General features: G+C 66.3%; 15 protein-coding genes. 3 read left to right on the top strand and 12 right to left on the bottom strand.

What is annotated here, in order from left to right:
- Positions 1–31: 31 nt before the first annotated feature.
- The gene (locus tag HU735_RS16710) at positions 32–2179 is read right to left on the bottom strand and encodes a methyl-accepting chemotaxis protein (protein WP_186714407.1); all 2148 of its coding nucleotides are present in this window, start codon (positions 2177–2179) and stop codon (positions 32–34) included.
- Positions 2180–2441: 262 nt separating this feature from the next.
- On the opposite strand from HU735_RS16710, the gene HU735_RS16705 reads away from it, so the two are divergent.
- A complete protein-coding gene (locus tag HU735_RS16705) occupies positions 2442–3761 on the top strand; it encodes a Na+/H+ antiporter family protein (RefSeq protein ID WP_110738207.1) in 1320 nt (439 codons plus the stop codon).
- 156 nt (positions 3762–3917) lie between these two features.
- Here HU735_RS16705 and HU735_RS16700 read toward each other — a convergent pair whose 3' ends face one another.
- The 3 genes from HU735_RS16700 to HU735_RS16690 all read right to left on the bottom strand — a co-directional run bounded on the left by HU735_RS16700 (position 3918) and on the right by HU735_RS16690 (position 6148).
- Positions 3918–4919 carry a FecR family protein gene (locus HU735_RS16700; RefSeq protein ID WP_186714406.1) on the bottom strand — a complete coding sequence of 334 codons (1002 nt, stop codon included), beginning with the start codon at positions 4917–4919 and terminating at the stop codon, positions 3918–3920.
- Positions 4920–5167: 248 nt separating this feature from the next.
- Positions 5168–5353 (bottom strand): hypothetical protein, encoded by a 186-nt coding sequence (locus HU735_RS16695; RefSeq protein ID WP_186714411.1) that lies wholly within the window; start codon positions 5351–5353, stop codon positions 5168–5170.
- 24 nt (positions 5354–5377) lie between these two features.
- A complete protein-coding gene (locus tag HU735_RS16690) occupies positions 5378–6148 on the bottom strand; it encodes an RHS repeat-associated core domain-containing protein (RefSeq protein ID WP_186714405.1) in 771 nt (256 codons plus the stop codon).
- Between the two features lie 107 nt (positions 6149–6255).
- Here HU735_RS16690 and HU735_RS16685 point away from each other — a divergent pair, with 107 nt between their 5' ends.
- Both HU735_RS16685 and HU735_RS16680 read left to right on the top strand, forming a co-directional pair.
- Positions 6256–6888 (top strand): LysE family translocator, encoded by a 633-nt coding sequence (locus HU735_RS16685; RefSeq protein WP_186714404.1) that lies wholly within the window; start codon positions 6256–6258, stop codon positions 6886–6888.
- Between the two features lie 87 nt (positions 6889–6975).
- Entirely contained in the window at positions 6976–9150 is a 2175-nt protein-coding gene (locus tag HU735_RS16680) for an ATP-binding protein (protein WP_186714403.1), read from the top strand.
- Here the strand turns inward: HU735_RS16680 and HU735_RS16675 are convergent.
- From HU735_RS16675 to HU735_RS16640, 8 genes are all read right to left on the bottom strand, one after another.
- Positions 9140–11323: a response regulator gene (locus tag HU735_RS16675; RefSeq protein ID WP_186714402.1), complete on the bottom strand. Its 2184-nt coding sequence runs from the start codon at positions 11321–11323 to the stop codon at positions 9140–9142. The genes HU735_RS16680 and HU735_RS16675 overlap by 11 nt on opposite strands.
- Before the next feature lie 177 nt (positions 11324–11500).
- On the bottom strand, positions 11501–12064 hold the full coding sequence (locus HU735_RS16670; protein ID WP_186714401.1) for an NUDIX hydrolase: 564 nt from the start codon (positions 12062–12064) through the stop codon (positions 11501–11503).
- 2 nt (positions 12065–12066) lie between these two features.
- A complete protein-coding gene (locus HU735_RS16665; RefSeq protein ID WP_050705996.1) occupies positions 12067–12819 on the bottom strand; it encodes a GntR family transcriptional regulator in 753 nt (250 codons plus the stop codon).
- A gap of 89 nt (positions 12820–12908) precedes the next feature.
- Complete coding sequence (locus HU735_RS16660) at positions 12909–13298, bottom strand: carboxymuconolactone decarboxylase family protein (protein WP_186714400.1); 390 nt, start codon at positions 13296–13298, stop codon at positions 12909–12911.
- Between the two features lie 98 nt (positions 13299–13396).
- Positions 13397–13882, bottom strand: coding sequence for a flavin reductase family protein (locus HU735_RS16655; protein WP_186714399.1), 486 nt, complete (start codon positions 13880–13882; stop codon positions 13397–13399).
- Between the two features lie 12 nt (positions 13883–13894).
- Positions 13895–15376 carry an aldehyde dehydrogenase gene (locus HU735_RS16650; RefSeq protein ID WP_186714398.1) on the bottom strand — a complete coding sequence of 494 codons (1482 nt, stop codon included), beginning with the start codon at positions 15374–15376 and terminating at the stop codon, positions 13895–13897.
- Positions 15373–16206, bottom strand: a complete 834-nt coding sequence (locus tag HU735_RS16645; RefSeq protein ID WP_186714397.1) for an alpha/beta fold hydrolase — start codon at positions 16204–16206, stop codon at positions 15373–15375. Before HU735_RS16645 ends, HU735_RS16650 begins: the two co-directional genes overlap by 4 nt.
- 69 nt (positions 16207–16275) lie before the next feature.
- A complete protein-coding gene (locus tag HU735_RS16640) occupies positions 16276–16872 on the bottom strand; it encodes an amino acid synthesis family protein (RefSeq protein ID WP_186714396.1) in 597 nt (198 codons plus the stop codon).
- Between the last annotated feature and the right edge of the window lie 178 nt (positions 16873–17050).

Raw genomic sequence — 17050 nt, 5'->3', positions numbered from 1 at the left:
CCCCCCCCCCCCCCCCCCCGACGAGGAGGACTCAAACGCGGAACTGATCCATCAGCCCCTGCTGCTGGTTGGCCAGGCTGTTGAGCGACTGGCTGACTCGGGCCGATTCGTTGGCCTGGCCGCTCAGCGACTCGGTCACGTCACGGATGGTGGCGACGTTGCTGTTGATTTCCTCGGCCACCGCGCTCTGCTCCTCGGCGGCACTGGCGATCTGCAGGTTCATGTCGGTGATCACGGTCACCGCCTGGCCGATGCGCTGCAGCGCGGTGACGGCCTGGCCAACCTGCTCGACGCCGCCCTGGGCCTGGCGGTGGCTGCTGTCCATGGCGCCGACCACTTCCTGGGTACCGGCCTGCAGGGCCTCGATCACCTGGCGGGTTTCCTCCACCGACTCCTGGGTACGACGGGCCAGGTTGCGCACCTCGTCGGCGACCACGGCGAAGCCACGGCCGGCTTCACCGGCGCGGGCGGCCTCGATGGCGGCGTTGAGCGCCAGCAGGTTGGTCTGCTCGGCGATCGAGCGGATCACCTCGAGCACCGAGCCGATCTTCTCGCTGTTGCGCGCCAGCCCCTCGACCTGGGCCATGGCGCCGCTCATGTCGGCGGCCAGGGTGTCGATGCTGGTGGTGGTGCGGTCGATCACCGCCAGGCCTTCGCGGGTCGCCTGGTCGGCTTCGCGCGCGGCCTGGGCAGCCTGGGCCGCACTGCGGGCGACGTCCTGGGCGGTGGCGCTCATCTCGTGGGAGGCGGTAGCCACCTGGTCGACCTGGCGGTACTGCTGCTCCATGCCGGCGCTGGTCTCGGCGGCAATCGCCGCGGACTGGTCGGCGGTGCCGCGGGCGGCCTGCACCGAGCGTTTCACCTCGGCGATGGTCGGCTGCAGCTTGTCGAGGAAGCGGTTGAACCAGCCGGCCAGCTCGCCCAGTTCGTCCTGTTTGTCGTACTGCAGGCGGCGGGTCAGGTCGCCTTCGCCGCTGGCGATGTCCTTGAGCATGGCGGCCACGCCGAGGATCGGTTTGGTCACGCCGCGGGCCATCAGCCACACCAGCAGCAGGCCGGCGATGGCGGCGGCCAGGCCCAGGCCCAGCTCGAGCAGGGTGCCGCTGGTGTTGAGGGCGTCGAGTTCAACCTTGAGGGCCTCGGCCGGGCCGGTCAGGGCGCTTTCCGGCACGTCCAGCAGCACGCCCCAGGGCTTGCCGCCGGGAATCGGCTCGAAGGCGGCCAGCACCTTCAGGCGCTGCTGGTCGTGGAGGATCTGCAGCTTGCCGTCGGCGAGCTTGCGCACCAGCTCCGCGCCCTGGGTCCGGTCGACCTGGTCGAAGCGCTGGGCCAGCTTGCCGGCGTCGGCGCTGTAGCCGGCCAGCAGGCCCACGGGGCTGAGGATGCCCACGGTGGTCTGGCCTTCGTAGAGGCTGCGGCTGGCGGTCTGGCTCAGGGCCTGGAGGCTGTTGAGGTTGATGTCGATGGACAGGGTGGCGATGACCTTGTCACCGGCCTTGAGCGGGAACACGATGCTGGTCATCAGCACGCGCTGGCCGTCGATGTCATAGAAGTACGGCTCGACCACGCACACCGTGCCGGTGCTGCGCGGGCACACCCACCAGGTGTTGGCCGGCTGGCCGCTGGGGCCGATCTCGGTGTTGGCCATGTCGTGCTCGGGCAGGGCCATCGAGGTCAGCTGGCCGACCCTTGGCTGCGACCAGTACAGGGCGAAGCGCCCGGTCTCGTTGCTGCCCAGCTCGCTCTGGCCGGCGAACAGCTTGTCCTTGCCATCCAGCGCGCCCGGCTCGAACACCAGCGACAGGCCGAGCAGGTCGGGGTTGGCCTGCAGCGCGGCGCGCACCTGGGCGGTCATGTCCTGGCGCAGGTCGTAGGCGTCGAGGAAGCGTTTCTCGGCCTGTTCGCGCAGGAACAGCACCTGGCGGGCAAAGCCGGCGCCGTATTGGTAGGCGTCCATGAACTGGCGGCGAATGTTCAGGGCCTGGACCTCGCCCTGGGATTCGATGCGCGACTGGGCCGAGTCGGAGAGCATGCGCATGCTGCTGGCTTTCACCAGGTCCGAGCTGTGGTCCATGCGGTATAGAGAAAGGCCTACGAGCAGGGTGACGATGGCCGCCAGGCACAGGCCCGCCAGCAGGGTGATCTTCCATTGGATGGAGAGTTGTCGCAGCAAAGGCATGGGGAAAATCCCTTGTAATAGGTTTGATGCTGCCGACTGTGTCGGCCTGCTCGGATTTTTCTTTATTCAAACGTTCAATTAAACCCTGCGACTTTCGTCTATTCCCTACGCGATGTTGCGGCGCAGACGCTTTTGACTTCTGCCGGCCTGTGCTTCAGAGTGTGCGCCCTTCATAACAACATCCCCTGGTCCGGCCACTGCCTGCGCGCAGTCTGTCGCCGGAATGCCCGCTTTTTGTCTGTCGTAACGAGGTTCGCACACCATGAATGCAGTGATTGCCGCGGTCGGGCTCATGCTGATCCTGAGCCTGTCCCGCGTGCATGTGGTCATCGCCCTGATCATCGGCGCCCTGGCCGGAGGCCTGGTCGGTGGCTTGGGTATCGAGGGTACGCTCAAGGCCTTCAACGGCGGCCTGGGTGGCGGGGCCACGGTGGCCCTGTCCTATGCCTTGCTCGGTGCCTTCGCGGTGGCCATCGCCAAGTCCGGGCTGGCCCATGCCCTGGCCGACCGTGCGCTGGCGATGATCGATCGCCAGGGCCATGCCGACGGTGGCAAGGTCAAGTGGCTGCTGGTCGGCCTGATGCTGGTGGTGGCGGTGTCGTCGCAGAACATCCTGCCGATCCACATCGCCTTCATTCCCTTGCTGGTGCCGCCGCTGCTGTACGTGCTGACCCGCCTGCGCATCGACCGCCGGCTGATCGCCTGCGTGATCACCTTCGGCCTGATCACCCCGTACATGTTCCTGCCGGTGGGCTTCGGCAACATCTTCCTCAACGAGATCCTGCTGGCCAACGTCAGTCGCGCCGGGGTGGACGTCAGTGGTGTCAACGTGACCCACGCCATGGCCATCCCGGCGGCGGGCATGCTCGCCGGCCTGTTGCTGGCGGTGTTCTTCAGCTACCGCAAGAAGCGTGACTACGACCTGGAACGCATCGAGCAGGTCGAGCAGGTCAGCGTGCAGTACAACCCGGTGACCCTGCTGGTGGCCGGGGTGGCGATCGGCGCCGCGTTCATCATCCAGCTGTGGCTGGATTCGATGATCATCGGCGCGATGGTCGGCTTCCTGATCTTCTCGCTGTCGGGCATCGTGCGCTGGAAGGACACCGACGACCTGTTCACCGAAGGCATGAAGATGATGGCGATGATCGGCTTCATCATGATCGCCGCCTCCGGCTTCGCCGAAGTGATGAAGGCTACCGGCGAGGTGAAGAGCCTGGTGGAAACCTCGGCCCAGTGGATCGACCACAGCAAGGGCGTCGGCGCGCTGCTGATGCTGCTGGTGGGGCTGCTGGTGACCATGGGCATCGGCTCGTCGTTCTCCACCGTGCCGATCCTGGCGGCGATCTTCGTGCCGCTGTGCGTGCAGCTGGGCTTTGATCCACTGGCCACCGTGTGCATCGTCGGTACCGCGGGCGCCTTGGGCGATGCCGGTTCGCCGGCGTCGGACTCGACCCTGGGGCCGACCTCGGGGCTGAACGTGGACGGGCAGCACCACCATATCTGGGATACCGTGGTGCCGACGTTCATCCACTACAACCTGCCGCTGCTGGCATTTGGCTGGTTGGCGGCGATGACGCTCTGATTCTGAGGGGCAGATGCCAGCGTGGGAGCGGGCTAGCCCCGCGATCACCGGCGAAGCCGGTGCCAGTTAACGCATCGCGGGGCAAGCCCGCTCCCACGCTACCCGGTAAGATCAAACAAATACGTTTTGTTTCAGGGGCGCACAGGCCGCTTCAGGTCAGCCCCGGCTCGGCGCGGGGACGATGCGGTTGAGGACGGTGCTGCCGTCCTTGCTGCGGGTCAGGTACACCGGCAGCACCTTGGGCAGGGTGTCGACCAGGCGGGCAACCTCGCTTGTGCTGTAGACGCCGCTGATGCGGATGCTAGCGGTGCTGTCGTCGGCCACCATGAGCGGCTTGTCCAGGTAGCGATTGATCACCGGCAGCGCCTGGCCGAGGCTGAGGTTGTCCAGCACCAGCTTGCCGCTGCGCCAGGCCAGGCTGTTGGCGTAATCGTCGCTCTGGTTCAGCTCCGGTTCGAAATCACCCTTGTGGTAGCTGGCCTGCATGCCTGGGCCAAGGCGGTAGCCGCCAGCGTTGCCGCCGGCGCTGACCAGCACCGAGCCTTCCACCAGCGTCACCTTGACCTGGTCCTGGTACTTCCACACGTTGAACTGGGTGCCGGTAACCCGGGTCTGGCCGTTGGCGGCGTGGACGATGAACGGGTGGTTGCTGTCGTGGGTGACCTTGAAGAACGCCTCGCCCTTGACCAGGGTGACCTTGCGCTCGTCCTTGTAGTTGAGGAAGCGCAATTCGCTATGCAGGTTCAGCTCGACGCTGCTGCCGTCGCTCAGGCGCACCTGACGCAGGTGGTCGGTGGCTTCGAAGTGCTGGTAGCCGTTGGGCAGCCAACCTTGCTCCCAGCCGACCCAACCGGCCAGGGGCAGGGCGAGCAGGGCGATGGCCGCAGCCGAGGCGAACGGGCGCCAGTGACGCGTCGGCGGCGCTTGCCGGGTGGGCAGCGGGATTACCTGGGCGCTGCGCGGCAACAGGTCGGCGGTGTCCCAGATTTCCAGCATCGCCTGGTATTCCTCGGCGTGCCGCGGGTCGCTCGCCAACCATTGGCCGAACGCCTCGCGCTCACCCGCCGTGCAATCGTCGGCGTGCAGGCGCATGCACCAATGCGCGGCGGCATCGGTAATGGCATCTTCTTCGCTTGGAATGTGGCGGTCCTGGTTCATCGCGGCTCCCGGTTTTGCGGCATTCTACCCCCGGGCGGGTGCTTCCGAGAACGAGTTAATGGCGAATGACTATCAATTGTGCAGTTTTTCGTCGTATCTGAGGTTGGGTTTCATCTGCGACAGGGTGATTCGCCGGTTTGCGTGGGACATCGCCCGGCGCATGGCACCGGCTGTGCCGGTGTTCGCGGGGCAAGCCCGCTCCTATAGGGGGCCTGCGTGGGAGCGGGCTTGCCTCCCGATGAGGCCCTTCAGACGGTACGCAGGCGCGCCTTTTCCACCTGCTGCATTTCCACGCCATCGAGCAACGCCTCCACCACCGCCTTGGCCGCGTCCAGGCCGTGATCGTTGCCCAGCAGCAGGTCGTGGCAGGTGCCGGTCGCCAGCTCCATGGCCTTGAGGTTGGTGGCGAATGCGCCCTTGAGCAGGGTGGTAATCGGATGACAAACGTTTTAAATGGGTTAGCTGATCTCCCGAACCGGCTCCATTTTGCGCACGAGATAATCAATCAGTACCTCCTTGCCTTTGGAGTAATCATTGATTTGCTCTCGCATCGTCGCTTGGTTGGTTGTGTTTGGAGCAGCAACATAGTTACGGCTCGCCACTACTGCTCTGTGGAGCTGGCGAACTAAGTCCGCCAAGAGGTCCCGATCATCGGAGGTAATACCAGCATTGGGCAGTGTGAAACCGGCCATGGCACCGGCGATGCGATCAGGGCTGGGTAGAGTACGCGCGATGGACAGGGCGTTGTGGGTGGTGACCTCATTGATAAGGTCCGAATAACCTGGGTAGCGCAGTTGCAGTGCTTCCGTTTCAGTGTGGTGAACGGAGCTGACACGGTCGACTCGAGTGCTCTTGGGCAGGTCGCTGAGTTGGCCTAAGTCGACTGAACGGCGTTGGAGCGCCTGCTTGAAGGCACCTCTGGGATCTTCATGATTTATAGGGTCTCCGGCACAGTATCCGTATGAATTCATGCCCCCGTCAGCGAAAGGGCTCAGCCTGTCCGGTGAGCAAAACCTCATCAGTACCGTGCTGTAGGCGCGATACCCGTTGCCCAGCAGGTAGCCCCCTGCCTGTGGATCACGTATCACACCGTTGAAGCCAAGCCGCGGGTAGGTCGCCTCGCGAACCGGATCGTATCCATAGGCCAAATAGGCAAACCCATGGCTTGCCCCTCGCAACACCGAGCGTGCCAGGTCGCTCGCCAACAGCCTGGTCGCCGGACTGCTCATTGGCGTCCCCACTGTTCAGAAATGACCAATCCACGTTAACGTGCGCCCCTGGCCAGTGAAACTGGCAAAAATGCCAGGTATGGCACTACCGACAAAGAGGACTTGCAATGCCCGAACCCTCCAACCTGCTGGCCTTCGCCCTGATCAGCCTGGGCATGGTGCTGACCCCCGGCCCCAACATGATCTACCTGATCTCCCGCTCCATCTGCCAGGGGCGCGGCGCCGGTTTGATCTCTTTGGGTGGCGTGGCGCTGGGCTTCGTCTTCTACATGCTCTGCGCCGCGCTGGGCATCACCGCGCTGGTCATGGCCGTGCCGTTTGCCTACGACGCCCTGCGCATCGGTGGCGCGTTGTACCTGCTGTACCTGGCCTGGCAGGCGTTGCGCCCGGGCGGACGCTCGCCGTTCCAGGTCCGCGATCTGCCGGCCGACAGCCCGCGGCGGCTGTTCATGATGGGGTTTTTGACCAACCTGCTGAACCCGAAGATCGCGGTCATGTACCTGTCGCTGATGCCGCAGTTCATCGAGCCCGGCCACGGCAGCGTGCTGGCGCAGTCGCTGGTGCTGGGCAGCACGCAGATCGCCATCAGCGTCACGGTCAACGCGCTGATCGCGGTGATGGCCGGTTCCATCGCCGTGTTCCTGGCCGGCAGGCCGGTGTGGCAGCAGGTCCAGCGCTGGCTGATGGGTACGGTGCTGGCGGCGCTGGCGTTGCGCATGCTGGCCGAAGGGCGCCGTTGATCGTCGGCGTCGATCTGATGGAACGTTTTGCCGCCGGGCGATTTCTTACCCTCAGAGGAAAGAAAACGTGCCCGGGAAAACCGAGACATGAAAGCGCGCCAGGAGAGCAAGACGGTCAACCTGAAAACACTGCCGAGCTTCCTGGGCGGCGGTGGCGAAGTCAGCTGCCTGCTGCAGGCGATGGACTGGCGTCGATCCCCGCTCGGGTCACCGGACGGCTGGTCGCCGGTGCTGCAGTCGGTGGTGGCCATGCTGCTGCCGGCGCAGGCGCAGATCGTGCTGTTCTGGGGGCCGCAGTACATCGCGTTGTACAACGATGCCTACTGGCCGACCATCGGCAGCAAGCACCCCGCGGCCCTGGGCCGGCCCGGACAGGAGCACTGGAGCGAATTGTGGAACGACCTCGAGCCGCTGCTGCGCGGGGTGCGTGAAACCGGGGTGACCTTCTCGGCCCGCGACCGGCCGTTCTACATCGAGCGGCATGGCCCGGGCGAAACCGCCTATTTCGATGTCTCCTATTCCGCCGTGCGCGAGGCCGACGGTGGGGTGGGCGGCGTGCTGTGCATCGTTACCGATACCACCGAGCGGGTGCGTTTCCAGCAACGCCAGGCGTTTCTCCAGGAGTTGCGCCAGGCCTTGCCGGGCCTGGGCGAGGCCGAGCGCATCGAGGCCCATGCGGTGCGCCGCCTGGGGGAGGAACTGGGCGCGGCGCGGGTCTGCTTCGGCGAGGATCTGGGCGATGGCCGGCGTTATCGGGTCGCTCAGGAGTGGGCCGCCGAAGTACCGTCGATGGTCGGCTTCAACCAGTACTCGGCCCTGGACCCGGCCCTGCGCGAGGCGCTGCTGGCCGGTAAGGCGGTGCAGCGCAACTATGAGACCAGCAAGAGCGCGCCGGCCCGGTTCAAGGGCCTGTGCGCCTCGCTGCACGTTCCGGTGCTGCGCGCCGAACGCCTGGAGGCGATGCTCGCGGTGCATTTCCATACCCCCCATGCCTGGGCCGACAGCGAGTGCCTGCTGGTGGAGGAGGCTGCCCGGCAGGTCTGGGCGGCGGTTACCCACGCCCGTGCCGAGCGCGCCCTGCATGTGCTCAACGAGAACCTGGAAGAGCGGGTGGCCAACATGCTCGCCCAGCGCGAGGCTTCACTGGTGCAACTGCACGAAGCACGCAAGATGGAGATGATCGGCCAGCTTACCGGCGGCATCGCCCATGACCTCAACAACATGCTGACGCCGATCATCGCCTCCCTGGAGCTGCTGCGCCGCCATCCCCAGCCGGAGCGCGCCGAGCGCCTGATCGACGGCGGCCTGCAGGCGGCCGAGCGGGCGCGCAACCTGGTCGGCCGCCTGCTCAGCTTCGCCCGGCGCCAAACCCTCAAGCCCACCACGGTGTCGCTGGCGGTACTGGTGGGGGAGATGCGCGAACTGATCGCCCGCTCGCTGGGGCCCACCATTGCCATCGAGGTCAGTGTCGAGGCGGCGTTGCCTGGGGTGCTGGTGGATCCGCATCAGTTGGAACTGGCGTTGCTCAACCTGGTGGTCAATGCCCGCGATGCCATGGGCGAGGGCGGGAAACTGACCATTCGCGCAGGTCTCGACGGCGATGGCGCGCCCCGACCGCCTGGTTTGCAGGCAGTGCCGCAAGTGTGGCTGCGGGTTGCTGACAACGGCTGCGGCATGAACGAAGACGTGCTGGCGCACTGCATCGAGCCGTTCTACTCGACCAAGGGCGTGGGCCGCGGTACCGGGCTGGGCCTGCCGATGGTGCAGGGCCTGGCGTTGCAGTCCGGCGGCGGTTTCGGTATTCGCTCGCGGGTGGGCGAAGGCACCGAAGCGACCTTATGGCTGCCGGCCAGCGAACATGAGGTGGTTGAAGAAGCGGTGAAACCTGTCGAGGTACCTCGGGCACAGCGGCAGACCCGCGTGCTCCTGGTGGACGATGAGCCACTGGTGCGCCAGGCCACGCTCCTGCAACTGCGCGCATTGGGTTACGAGGTGACCGAGGCCGAGGGGCCGGCCCAGGCACTGGCGTTGCTGGACAAGGGCCTGCTGCCCGATGTGCTGATGACCGACCATGTCATGGCCGAGACCACCGGCGTGCGCTTCGCCCAGCAGGTGCGCGAGCGGCTGGCGCAGCTGCCGGTGCTGATCATCACCGGCTACGCCAACCTCACGCCCCGTGAACTGCATGGCTTCGAGGTGCTGCGCAAGCCGTTTCGCCAGGACGAGCTGGGGCAGAGCCTGGCACGACTGCTCAAGTCCTAGCCAATACATCCCCGAGCATCTGGCACACCTGTTCGGCGGAATAGGGCTTGGCCAGGAAGGCGAAACCCTGGTGGCCTCCTTCGGCGATCGCTTCGCTGTAGCCAGAGGTGAGGATCACCGGCAGCTGCGGCTGGCTGCGACGCAGCTCCCTGGCCAGGGCCAGGCCGCCCATGCCCGGCATCACCACGTCGGAGAACACCGCGTCGAACCCGCCCCGTGCCGACGCGATCTGGACCAGGGCGTCCTCGGCCGAAGTCGCCCAGCTGATCTGGTAACCATGGTCACGCAGGATCTGCGCGGTGAAGCTGCCGACGTCCGGATTGTCCTCCACCACCAGGATGTGCTTGCGCTGGCCATGGGGAACCAGCGGTACGGGGACCTCGGGCGCTTCACCGTCAGCCTGAGGCACCTGGGGCAGGTACAGGGTAAAAGTGGTGCCCTGGCCTTCGACGCTGACCACCCGCACATCGCCACCGGATTGCTTGACGAAGCCGAACACCTGCGACAGGCCAAGCCCGGTGCCCTGGCCGGAGGCCTTGGTAGTGAAGAACGGGTCGAAGATGCGTTCCAGCAGGTGTGGGGCGATGCCCACGCCGCTGTCGATGATCGAGATCGCCGCGAATGGCCCGTCCTGCGCCGGCTGCCCACGCAACGCCGGCAGTGGTTGATCGGCTTCCAGGCGCAGGCGCAACGTGCCCGCGACGTTGTTCATGGCGTCGCGGCCATTGATCATCAGGTTGATCACCGCGGTTTCCAGCTGGCCGAGGTCGGCGTGCACATGGCAGGGCCTGTCGGGCAGCTCCAGGCTGACCTGAATGCGTGCGCCGGTGGCGGTGTCGAGCATGTCGGCCATGGCTTCGAGCCTGGGGCCGGCCTCGAACACCTGCGGGCTCAGGGCCTGGCGACGGGCGAAGGCGAGCAGTTGCCCGGTGAGCTTGGCGCCACGGTCGACGGTATCGGACACGGTCTTGAAGTAGCGACTGCGGCGGCTCTCGTCGAGGTCCGGGCGCTGCAGAAAGTGAATGGAGGAGCGGATGATGGTCAGCAGGTTGTTGAAGTCGTGGGCCACGCCGCCGGTCAGTTGGCCGATGGCCTCGAGCTTCTGGGTCTGGCGCAGCACGGCCTCGGTGTGCAGGAGCTGGCCGGTGCGCTCCTCCACGCGCTGCTCGAGGGTGGCGTTGAGCGCTTCGAGGGCGGTCAGCGCCTCGCGCACCTCGGCGTTGGCCTGGACCCGCTGGATATGCGCCCAGCAGCGCCCGGTCACCTCGTTGAGCAGGGTCTGTTCGTAGCGGGTCCAGGTCCTGGGCAGCTTGTCGTGGATGGCCATCAGCGCGGTCAGGCGGCCTTCCTTGATCAGCGGCATGCAGACGGTCGCGGTAATGCCGATGGCCTGGAACGTCGCCGCCTCGCGGGCCGGCAACTGTGCAAGGTTGTCGTCGATCACCAACGCCAGCCCGGCGCGCAGGCGGCTGACGGCCAGCTCGCCGAAGTCGGCCAGGCGGTACTGGCCGAGCAGGCGCGGCGAGCCTGGTGCAACCCAGTCGCCGCAGATGGTGAAGCCGTCCTCGTCGGGGTCCATCACGGCATAGGCGCAGCTCGACAGGTGCAGGTGTTCGCCCAGCAGGCGCGTGGTGGTGGCCATGATCCGCTCCGGGTCGGTGGCGTTTGCCGCCGCCCGGCTGAGGGTGTCGAGAAAGTTCAGGCGCTGGTTGGCCACCACGCTGGCGGTGGTCTCGGTAACCGTATCGATCATCCCCACCACCTGGCCGTCGTGGTCGCGGATGGGGCTGTAGCAGAAGGTGAAGTAGGCGCGCTCCGGGCTGCCGTGACGCTCGATCATCAGCGGAAAGTCCTCGATGTACACGGCTTCGCCGTCGAGCGCGCGCTGGGCCAGGTGGCGGATATCGCTCCAGGCCTCCTGCCAGACCGCGCTGAAGGGCCGGCCCAGGGCCGAGGGTTTGTTGCCGAGGATTTCGCTGAAGGCGTCGTTGTGCAGGGTGATCAGCTCGTCGCCCCACAGCACGGCCTGGGGAAAACGCGAGGCCAGGCACAGGGCAACCGTGGTCTTGAGCACATCGGGCCAGCTGGCAAGAGGGCCCAGGGTGGTCGACGACCAGTCGTGGTTGCGGATGCGTTCGGCCATGAGGCCGCCGCCGTCGAGCCATTTCGCCATAAGCTGTGCGGATCCTTGTGCGTGAGAGCATCAGGGTGCACCGAGACGCGGCGCTTGGCGAGGGGTTTTGTGTCGTCTGCGGGGGCGACATCGCGGGGCAAGTCGCATCGGCGCACCGCCGCTCCCGCGCATCTGCTGCATACCGTGGGAGCTTGCCCCGCGATGGGTGCGCTGCGATCAGCGGATGAAATGCACCTTGCCGGTATCGTCGTTGCCCATGTAGATCCCGTACACGCCGGCCTGGCGTTCGAGGATGTAGCGTTCAAGGATCTGCCGGATGGCCGGGTAGTAGATCTCGTCCCAGGGAATCTCGTCCGGCGCGAAGAAGCGATAGGCCAGGGTCTCCGGCCCGAACTGCCCCGTCTCCTCGGTGGCGATGGCGCGAAAGACGATGTACACCTCGCTGATCCTGGGCACGCTGAAGATCGAGTAGGGCGAGACGATCTCGGCGCGCACGCCGCTCTCCTCCCAGACCTCGCGCAAGGCCGCCTGCTCGGTGCTCTCGCCGGCCTCCATGAACCCGGCCGGCAGGGTCCAGGTACCGGGGCGCGGCGGGATGGCGCGCTGGCACAGCAGGTATTTGCCGTCGCGCTCGATGATGCAGCCGGCGATGATCTTCGGGTTGACGTAGTGCACGTAGCCACAAGCGCCGCAGTACAAGCGTTGATGGCTGTCGCCGTTGGGGACGCCCCGGTCCAGTTCCGTGGTGCAGTGCGGGCAGTAGCGCGGGGCGGTGGGCATGGTCAGCGGCCTATGCGAGGGTCCTTGAGGGGCAGGGGAGCGACGATATCGCGGACCTTGGCGTTGTCGTCCTGCTTCTGGCGCAGGTAGTCCAGGGCCACCTTGGCGGCGGCGCGCACGTGGTCGACCGAGGCCTGGTGGGCGGCCTGGGGGTCGCCGCTCTTGATCGCCTCGACGATCTTCTCCATTTCACGGTTGCTGGCGCCCCGGCGGTTCTCCTGGGACACCGAGGTGGCGCGCAGGTAGCTGATGCGCGCCTGCAACTGGCGCAGCTGCTGGGCGGCGACCTGGTTGCCGGAGCCTTCGAGCAGCACGTCGTAGAAGCCCTGCACCGAATCGAGCACCTGTTGCAGCTCGCCGTCTTCCAGCGCATCGCGGTTGACGTCCAGCGCACGTTCCAGGGCGCGGATGTCCTTGGCCTTGGCGTTGAGGGTGAACAGCTGCACGATCAGCCCTTCGAGCACGCAGCGCAGCTCGTAGATGTCGCGGGCGTCCTCCAGGGTGATGATGGCCACCCGCGGACCCTTGGCATCGGCGAACTCGACCAGCCCTTCGGACTCCAGGTGGCGCAGCGCCTCGCGCACCGAGGTGCGGCTGACGCCCAGGCGTTCGCAGAGGTCGCGCTCGACCAGGCGGTCGCCGGGCAGCAGGTGGAAGTTCATGATTGCGCCGCGCAGCTTGTCGAGCACGATTTCACGAAGGGTGACGGGGTTGCGGTTGACCTTGAAGCTGTCGTCGAGGGGCTGGCGTTTCATCAGGGGCGCTCTTCTATGCGGCTGTTGCGCCAATATCGCGGAATGCCACGAACCCGGGCATTCCTTGCAGTGGTTCACACAGCCCGCTGTTAACGGGGGGGCTGCCCATCGGCTTCGGCGAACGCCTCGCGGGCCAGGCGGAAGCTGTCCACCGCCGCGGGCACGCCGCAGTAAATGCCGACTTGCAGCAGGATCTCGCGAATCTGTTCGCGGCTCAGGCCATTACGCAAGGCGCCGCGGATGTGCAGCTTGAGTTCGTGGGGCCGGTTGAGCGCGGAAATCATCGCCAAGTTTATCATGCTGCGCTCTTTGAGCGACAAGCCCTCGCGGCCCCAGACATGGCCCCAGCAGTACTCGGTGACCAACGCCTGGAGGGGCTGGGTGAAATCGTCGGTCTGCTCGATCGAGCGCTTGACGTAGTCCTCGCCGAGCACCTGGGTGCGGATTTGCAGGCCTTTTTCGTATTTCTCGTTGTTCATGGGCCGGGTTCCTGCCTGGTGAAGAAAAATGGGGGATCGGTGTTTTGTTCTTCGCGGGTAAACCCGCGAAGAGGCCAGCGCCGATAGCCGATAGGGCATCAACCCAGCGGCGGCAACGCGCCGAGCTTGCCCTTGTGGTACACCATCGGTATCACCGCCTGTTCGGGTAGCACCAGGTTCTTCACCTGGCCGACGATGATTGCGTGATCGCCGCCGTCGTACTCGCGCCACAGTTCGCACTCGATGATCGCCGTGGCCTTGGCCAGCAGCGGGTTGCCCAGTTCGCTCAGGTGCCAGTCGATGCCGTTGGCCTTGTCCTTGCCCTTGCCGGCAAAGGCGTAGGCCTCGGCGGTCTGCTCGGCGGACAGCAGGTGAATGGCGAACTGCTTGCTGTCGCGCAGCACCGGGTAGGTGTCGGAGGCGTAGTTGGGGCAGAACAGCACCAGCGCCGGCTCGATCGACAGCGCGCTGAACGCGCTGGCGGTGATGCCGACGATACCGCCGTCGGCGTCCAGGGTGGTGACCACGGTGACGCCGGATGGGAACGAGCCCATCACGTCTTTGTAGATGCCGGGTTCGATCATGGCGCGGGTCTCCTAGCGCATCACAAAGGGGTCGGGCATGGGCGCGGTGGACAGGTTGATCCACACCGTCTTCAGCTCGGTATAGGCCAGCACCGAGTCGATGCCGCTCTCGCGGCCGTAGCCGCTGTTCTTGAAGCCGCCGATCGGGGCCATGGCCGACACCGCGCGGTAGGTGTTGACCCAGATGATCCCCGAGCGCACGTCGCGGGCCAGGCGATGGGCGCGGCCCAGGTCGCGGGTCCAGATGCCGGCGGCCAGGCCGAACTGCGAGTCGTTGGCCATGGCCAGGGCCTGTTCCTCGGTCTTGAAACGGATCACCGCGGCGACCGGGCCGAACACCTCTTCCTGCATGATGGTCAGCGAGTGGCTGTCGCATTCGAACAGGGTCGGCTCGTAGAACCAACCGTCGCCCGCGACTTCGGCGCGCTTGCCGCCCATGCGCAGGGAGGCGCCTTCGGCCTTGGCGGCGGCCACCAGGCCTTCGATCACGGCCAGTTGCTGGGCGGTGGCGATCGGGCCCATCTCGCTATCTTCATCCTGCGGGTTGCCGATGCGGATGCTTCTGGCACGCGTGATCAGGCGCTCGACGAACTCATCGAAGATCTCGTCCTGCACCAGCAGGCGCGAGCCGGCCACGCAGCTCTGCCCGGAGGCGGCGTAGATGCCTGCCACCGCGCCGTTGACGGCGCTGTCCAGGTCGGCGTCGGCGAAGATGATGTTCGGCGACTTGCCGCCCAGCTCCAGCGACAGCTTGGCGAAGTTCTCGGCGCTGCTGCGCACCACATGGCGGGCGGTGGCGGCACCGCCGGTGAAGGCGATCTTGCGCACCAGCGGGTGGCGGGTCAGCGCCGCGCCGGTGCTCGGGCCGAAGCCGGTGACCACGTTGACCACGCCGGCCGGGAATCCGGCTTCGAGTGCCAGGCGGGCCAGCTCGAGAATGGTCGCCGAGGCATGTTCGGACGGCTTGAGCACGAGGGTGTTGCCGGCGGCCAGGGCCGGGGCGAGCTTGATCGCGGTGAGGTACAGCGGGCTGTTCCAGGGGATGATCCCGGCCACCACGCCGATCGGCTCGTGCACGGTGTAGGCGAACAGGTCGGGCTTGTCCAATGGCAGGGTGCCGCCTTCGAGCTTGTCGGCAAGGCCCGCGGTGTAATGGAAGAACTCCGGCAGGTAGCCGACCTGGCCGCGGGTCTCGCGGATCAGCTTGCCGTTGTCACGGCTTTCCAGCTGCGCCAGGTGCTCCTTGTTGTCGGCGATCAGGTCACCGAGGCGGCGCAGCAGCTTGCCCCGGGCGGTGGCGGTCAGACCGCGCCAGGCCTTGCTGTCGAAGGCGCGCTGGGCGGCCTGCACGGCCAGCTCGACGTCGGCTTCATCGGCGTCGGGCAGTTGCGCCCAGGCCTTGGCGGTGGCCGGGTCGAGGCTGTCGAAGGTCTTGCCGCTCTGGGCATCGCGCCATTGGCCATCGATGCACATCTGGAAACGAACGAGGGTCATGCAACTATCCCCTTGGCGGATTCGGTGAGGGTGCGGGCCTGCCTGAGGAAGTCCAGCAGCATCTTGTTGACTTCGCGCGGTGCTTCCACCGGCATCATATGCCGTTGCTCGGCCAGCACCACGCAGTGGGCGCCGGGTATGCGCGCCGCGAGCTGGCGGGCCATGGTCGGGGTGGAGCCAGCGTCGAGCTCGCCGGTGGCGATCAGCGTCGGCACCTGGAGGCTGCCCAGGTCTTCGGCGCGGTACATGTCCTGGGTGGCGAACAGCGCGTAGGTAGTGTGGTAGCCCTGCGGGTCGTTGCTCGCCAGCACCTGGCGAATGGCCGCGACCTGGGCCGGGTTGGCGGCCTTGTACTCGCGGCTGAACCAGCGCTCCAGCGCCGCGTCGACATTGGCATCCGGGCCCTGGGCCAAGGCCTGGGCGGCGCGGGCGATGACCCCGGCGCTCTGCTCGGGGCTGCGGTTGAACACACTGTTGAGTACCACCAGCGCCGCCAGGCGTTGCGGGTGGTTGAGGGCGAACGCACGCGCCACCAGGCCGCCCATGCTGAAACCGATCACGCAGGCTTGCTGGATCTGCAGGTGGTCGAGCAGTTCGGCGAGCTGGTCGGCGTAGCCTTCCAGCGCGGTGTCGGCGGCGGGCACGCGGCTGTGGCCGTGGCCGAGCATGTCGTAGGCGATGACGCGGTAGTCGTTGGCCAGGCCGACGAATTGCCCGCCCCACATTTCCTTGTTCAGGCCCACGCCGTGGATCAGTACCACGGGTTGGCCCTGGCCCTGGACCATGTAGCTGGTCCCGGCCGGTGTACGTTCAGCGACAGGCTGAATCATGGAGGGCGCTCCTTGAAGGACGGGCGCGGCGGGGAGTCGCCACGCCCTGGCCCGTCTTGGTCATTGTTGTTATCGAGCGTTGGCCTTTTCGGCGGCCAGTTCTTCCAGGTCGATGTAGCGGTTGCCGATGCGCGGATGCAGGCGACCGCCGTCGGCGGCGCCAAGCACCACGACGATCTCGTCGGCGCGCGGGGCGTCCTCGATCTGCATCTCCAGGGTGATGTAGTGCGAGCGCAGGCCCTCGTCGTCCTTCTGCATCATCGGGATCTGGATCGAGGTGCCCGGGCCGCCGCGCTTGTTGGTGAAGCTCAGGTAGCTCTTGGCCTGCACGGCTTCACGGTAGTGGTTGCCGAAGCGCAGGGTGTGGATCACCGCCGAGGCGTGCTCGATTTCGCCGTCGGCGCCGACCACGGCGGCCTTGCCATAGGCTTCGATCTTTTCAGCGCCGCCGATGGCAGCGGTCAGGCGCTCGACCATCAGTGCGCCGAGGTCGGAGCAGTTGGCGCGGATCTCGGGCTTGAGGTCCTCGACGAAACCGCGACCGGCCCACGGATTCTTGATCACCACGGCCAGGCCGACCATGGTCACCGGTTTGTCGGTGGCCTTGCCGCCTTCGATGCGGGTCTCTTCGGAGTAGGTGACGATCTTGCGGATTTCGAAACTCATGACGGGCTCCTGGGTAGGGTGATCAGCTTTTGTTGTCTGATGGTATACCATAATATTTGATGTGCAATAGCCGTTTGAAAAAACACTGGATGGTGTGTCTGGCCATGCCAGCCCTTTCGCGGGGCAAGCCCGCTCCCACGATACCGACGGCGTGGGAGCGGGCTTGCCCCGCGAAAGG

This window comes from Pseudomonas sp. BW16M2, from assembly GCF_014268865.1.
Lineage (GTDB): Bacteria > Pseudomonadota > Gammaproteobacteria > Pseudomonadales > Pseudomonadaceae > Aquipseudomonas > Aquipseudomonas peradeniyensis.
Note: the sequence above shows the minus strand (reverse complement) of the source record. Positions and strands in the feature narration are given on the sequence as shown.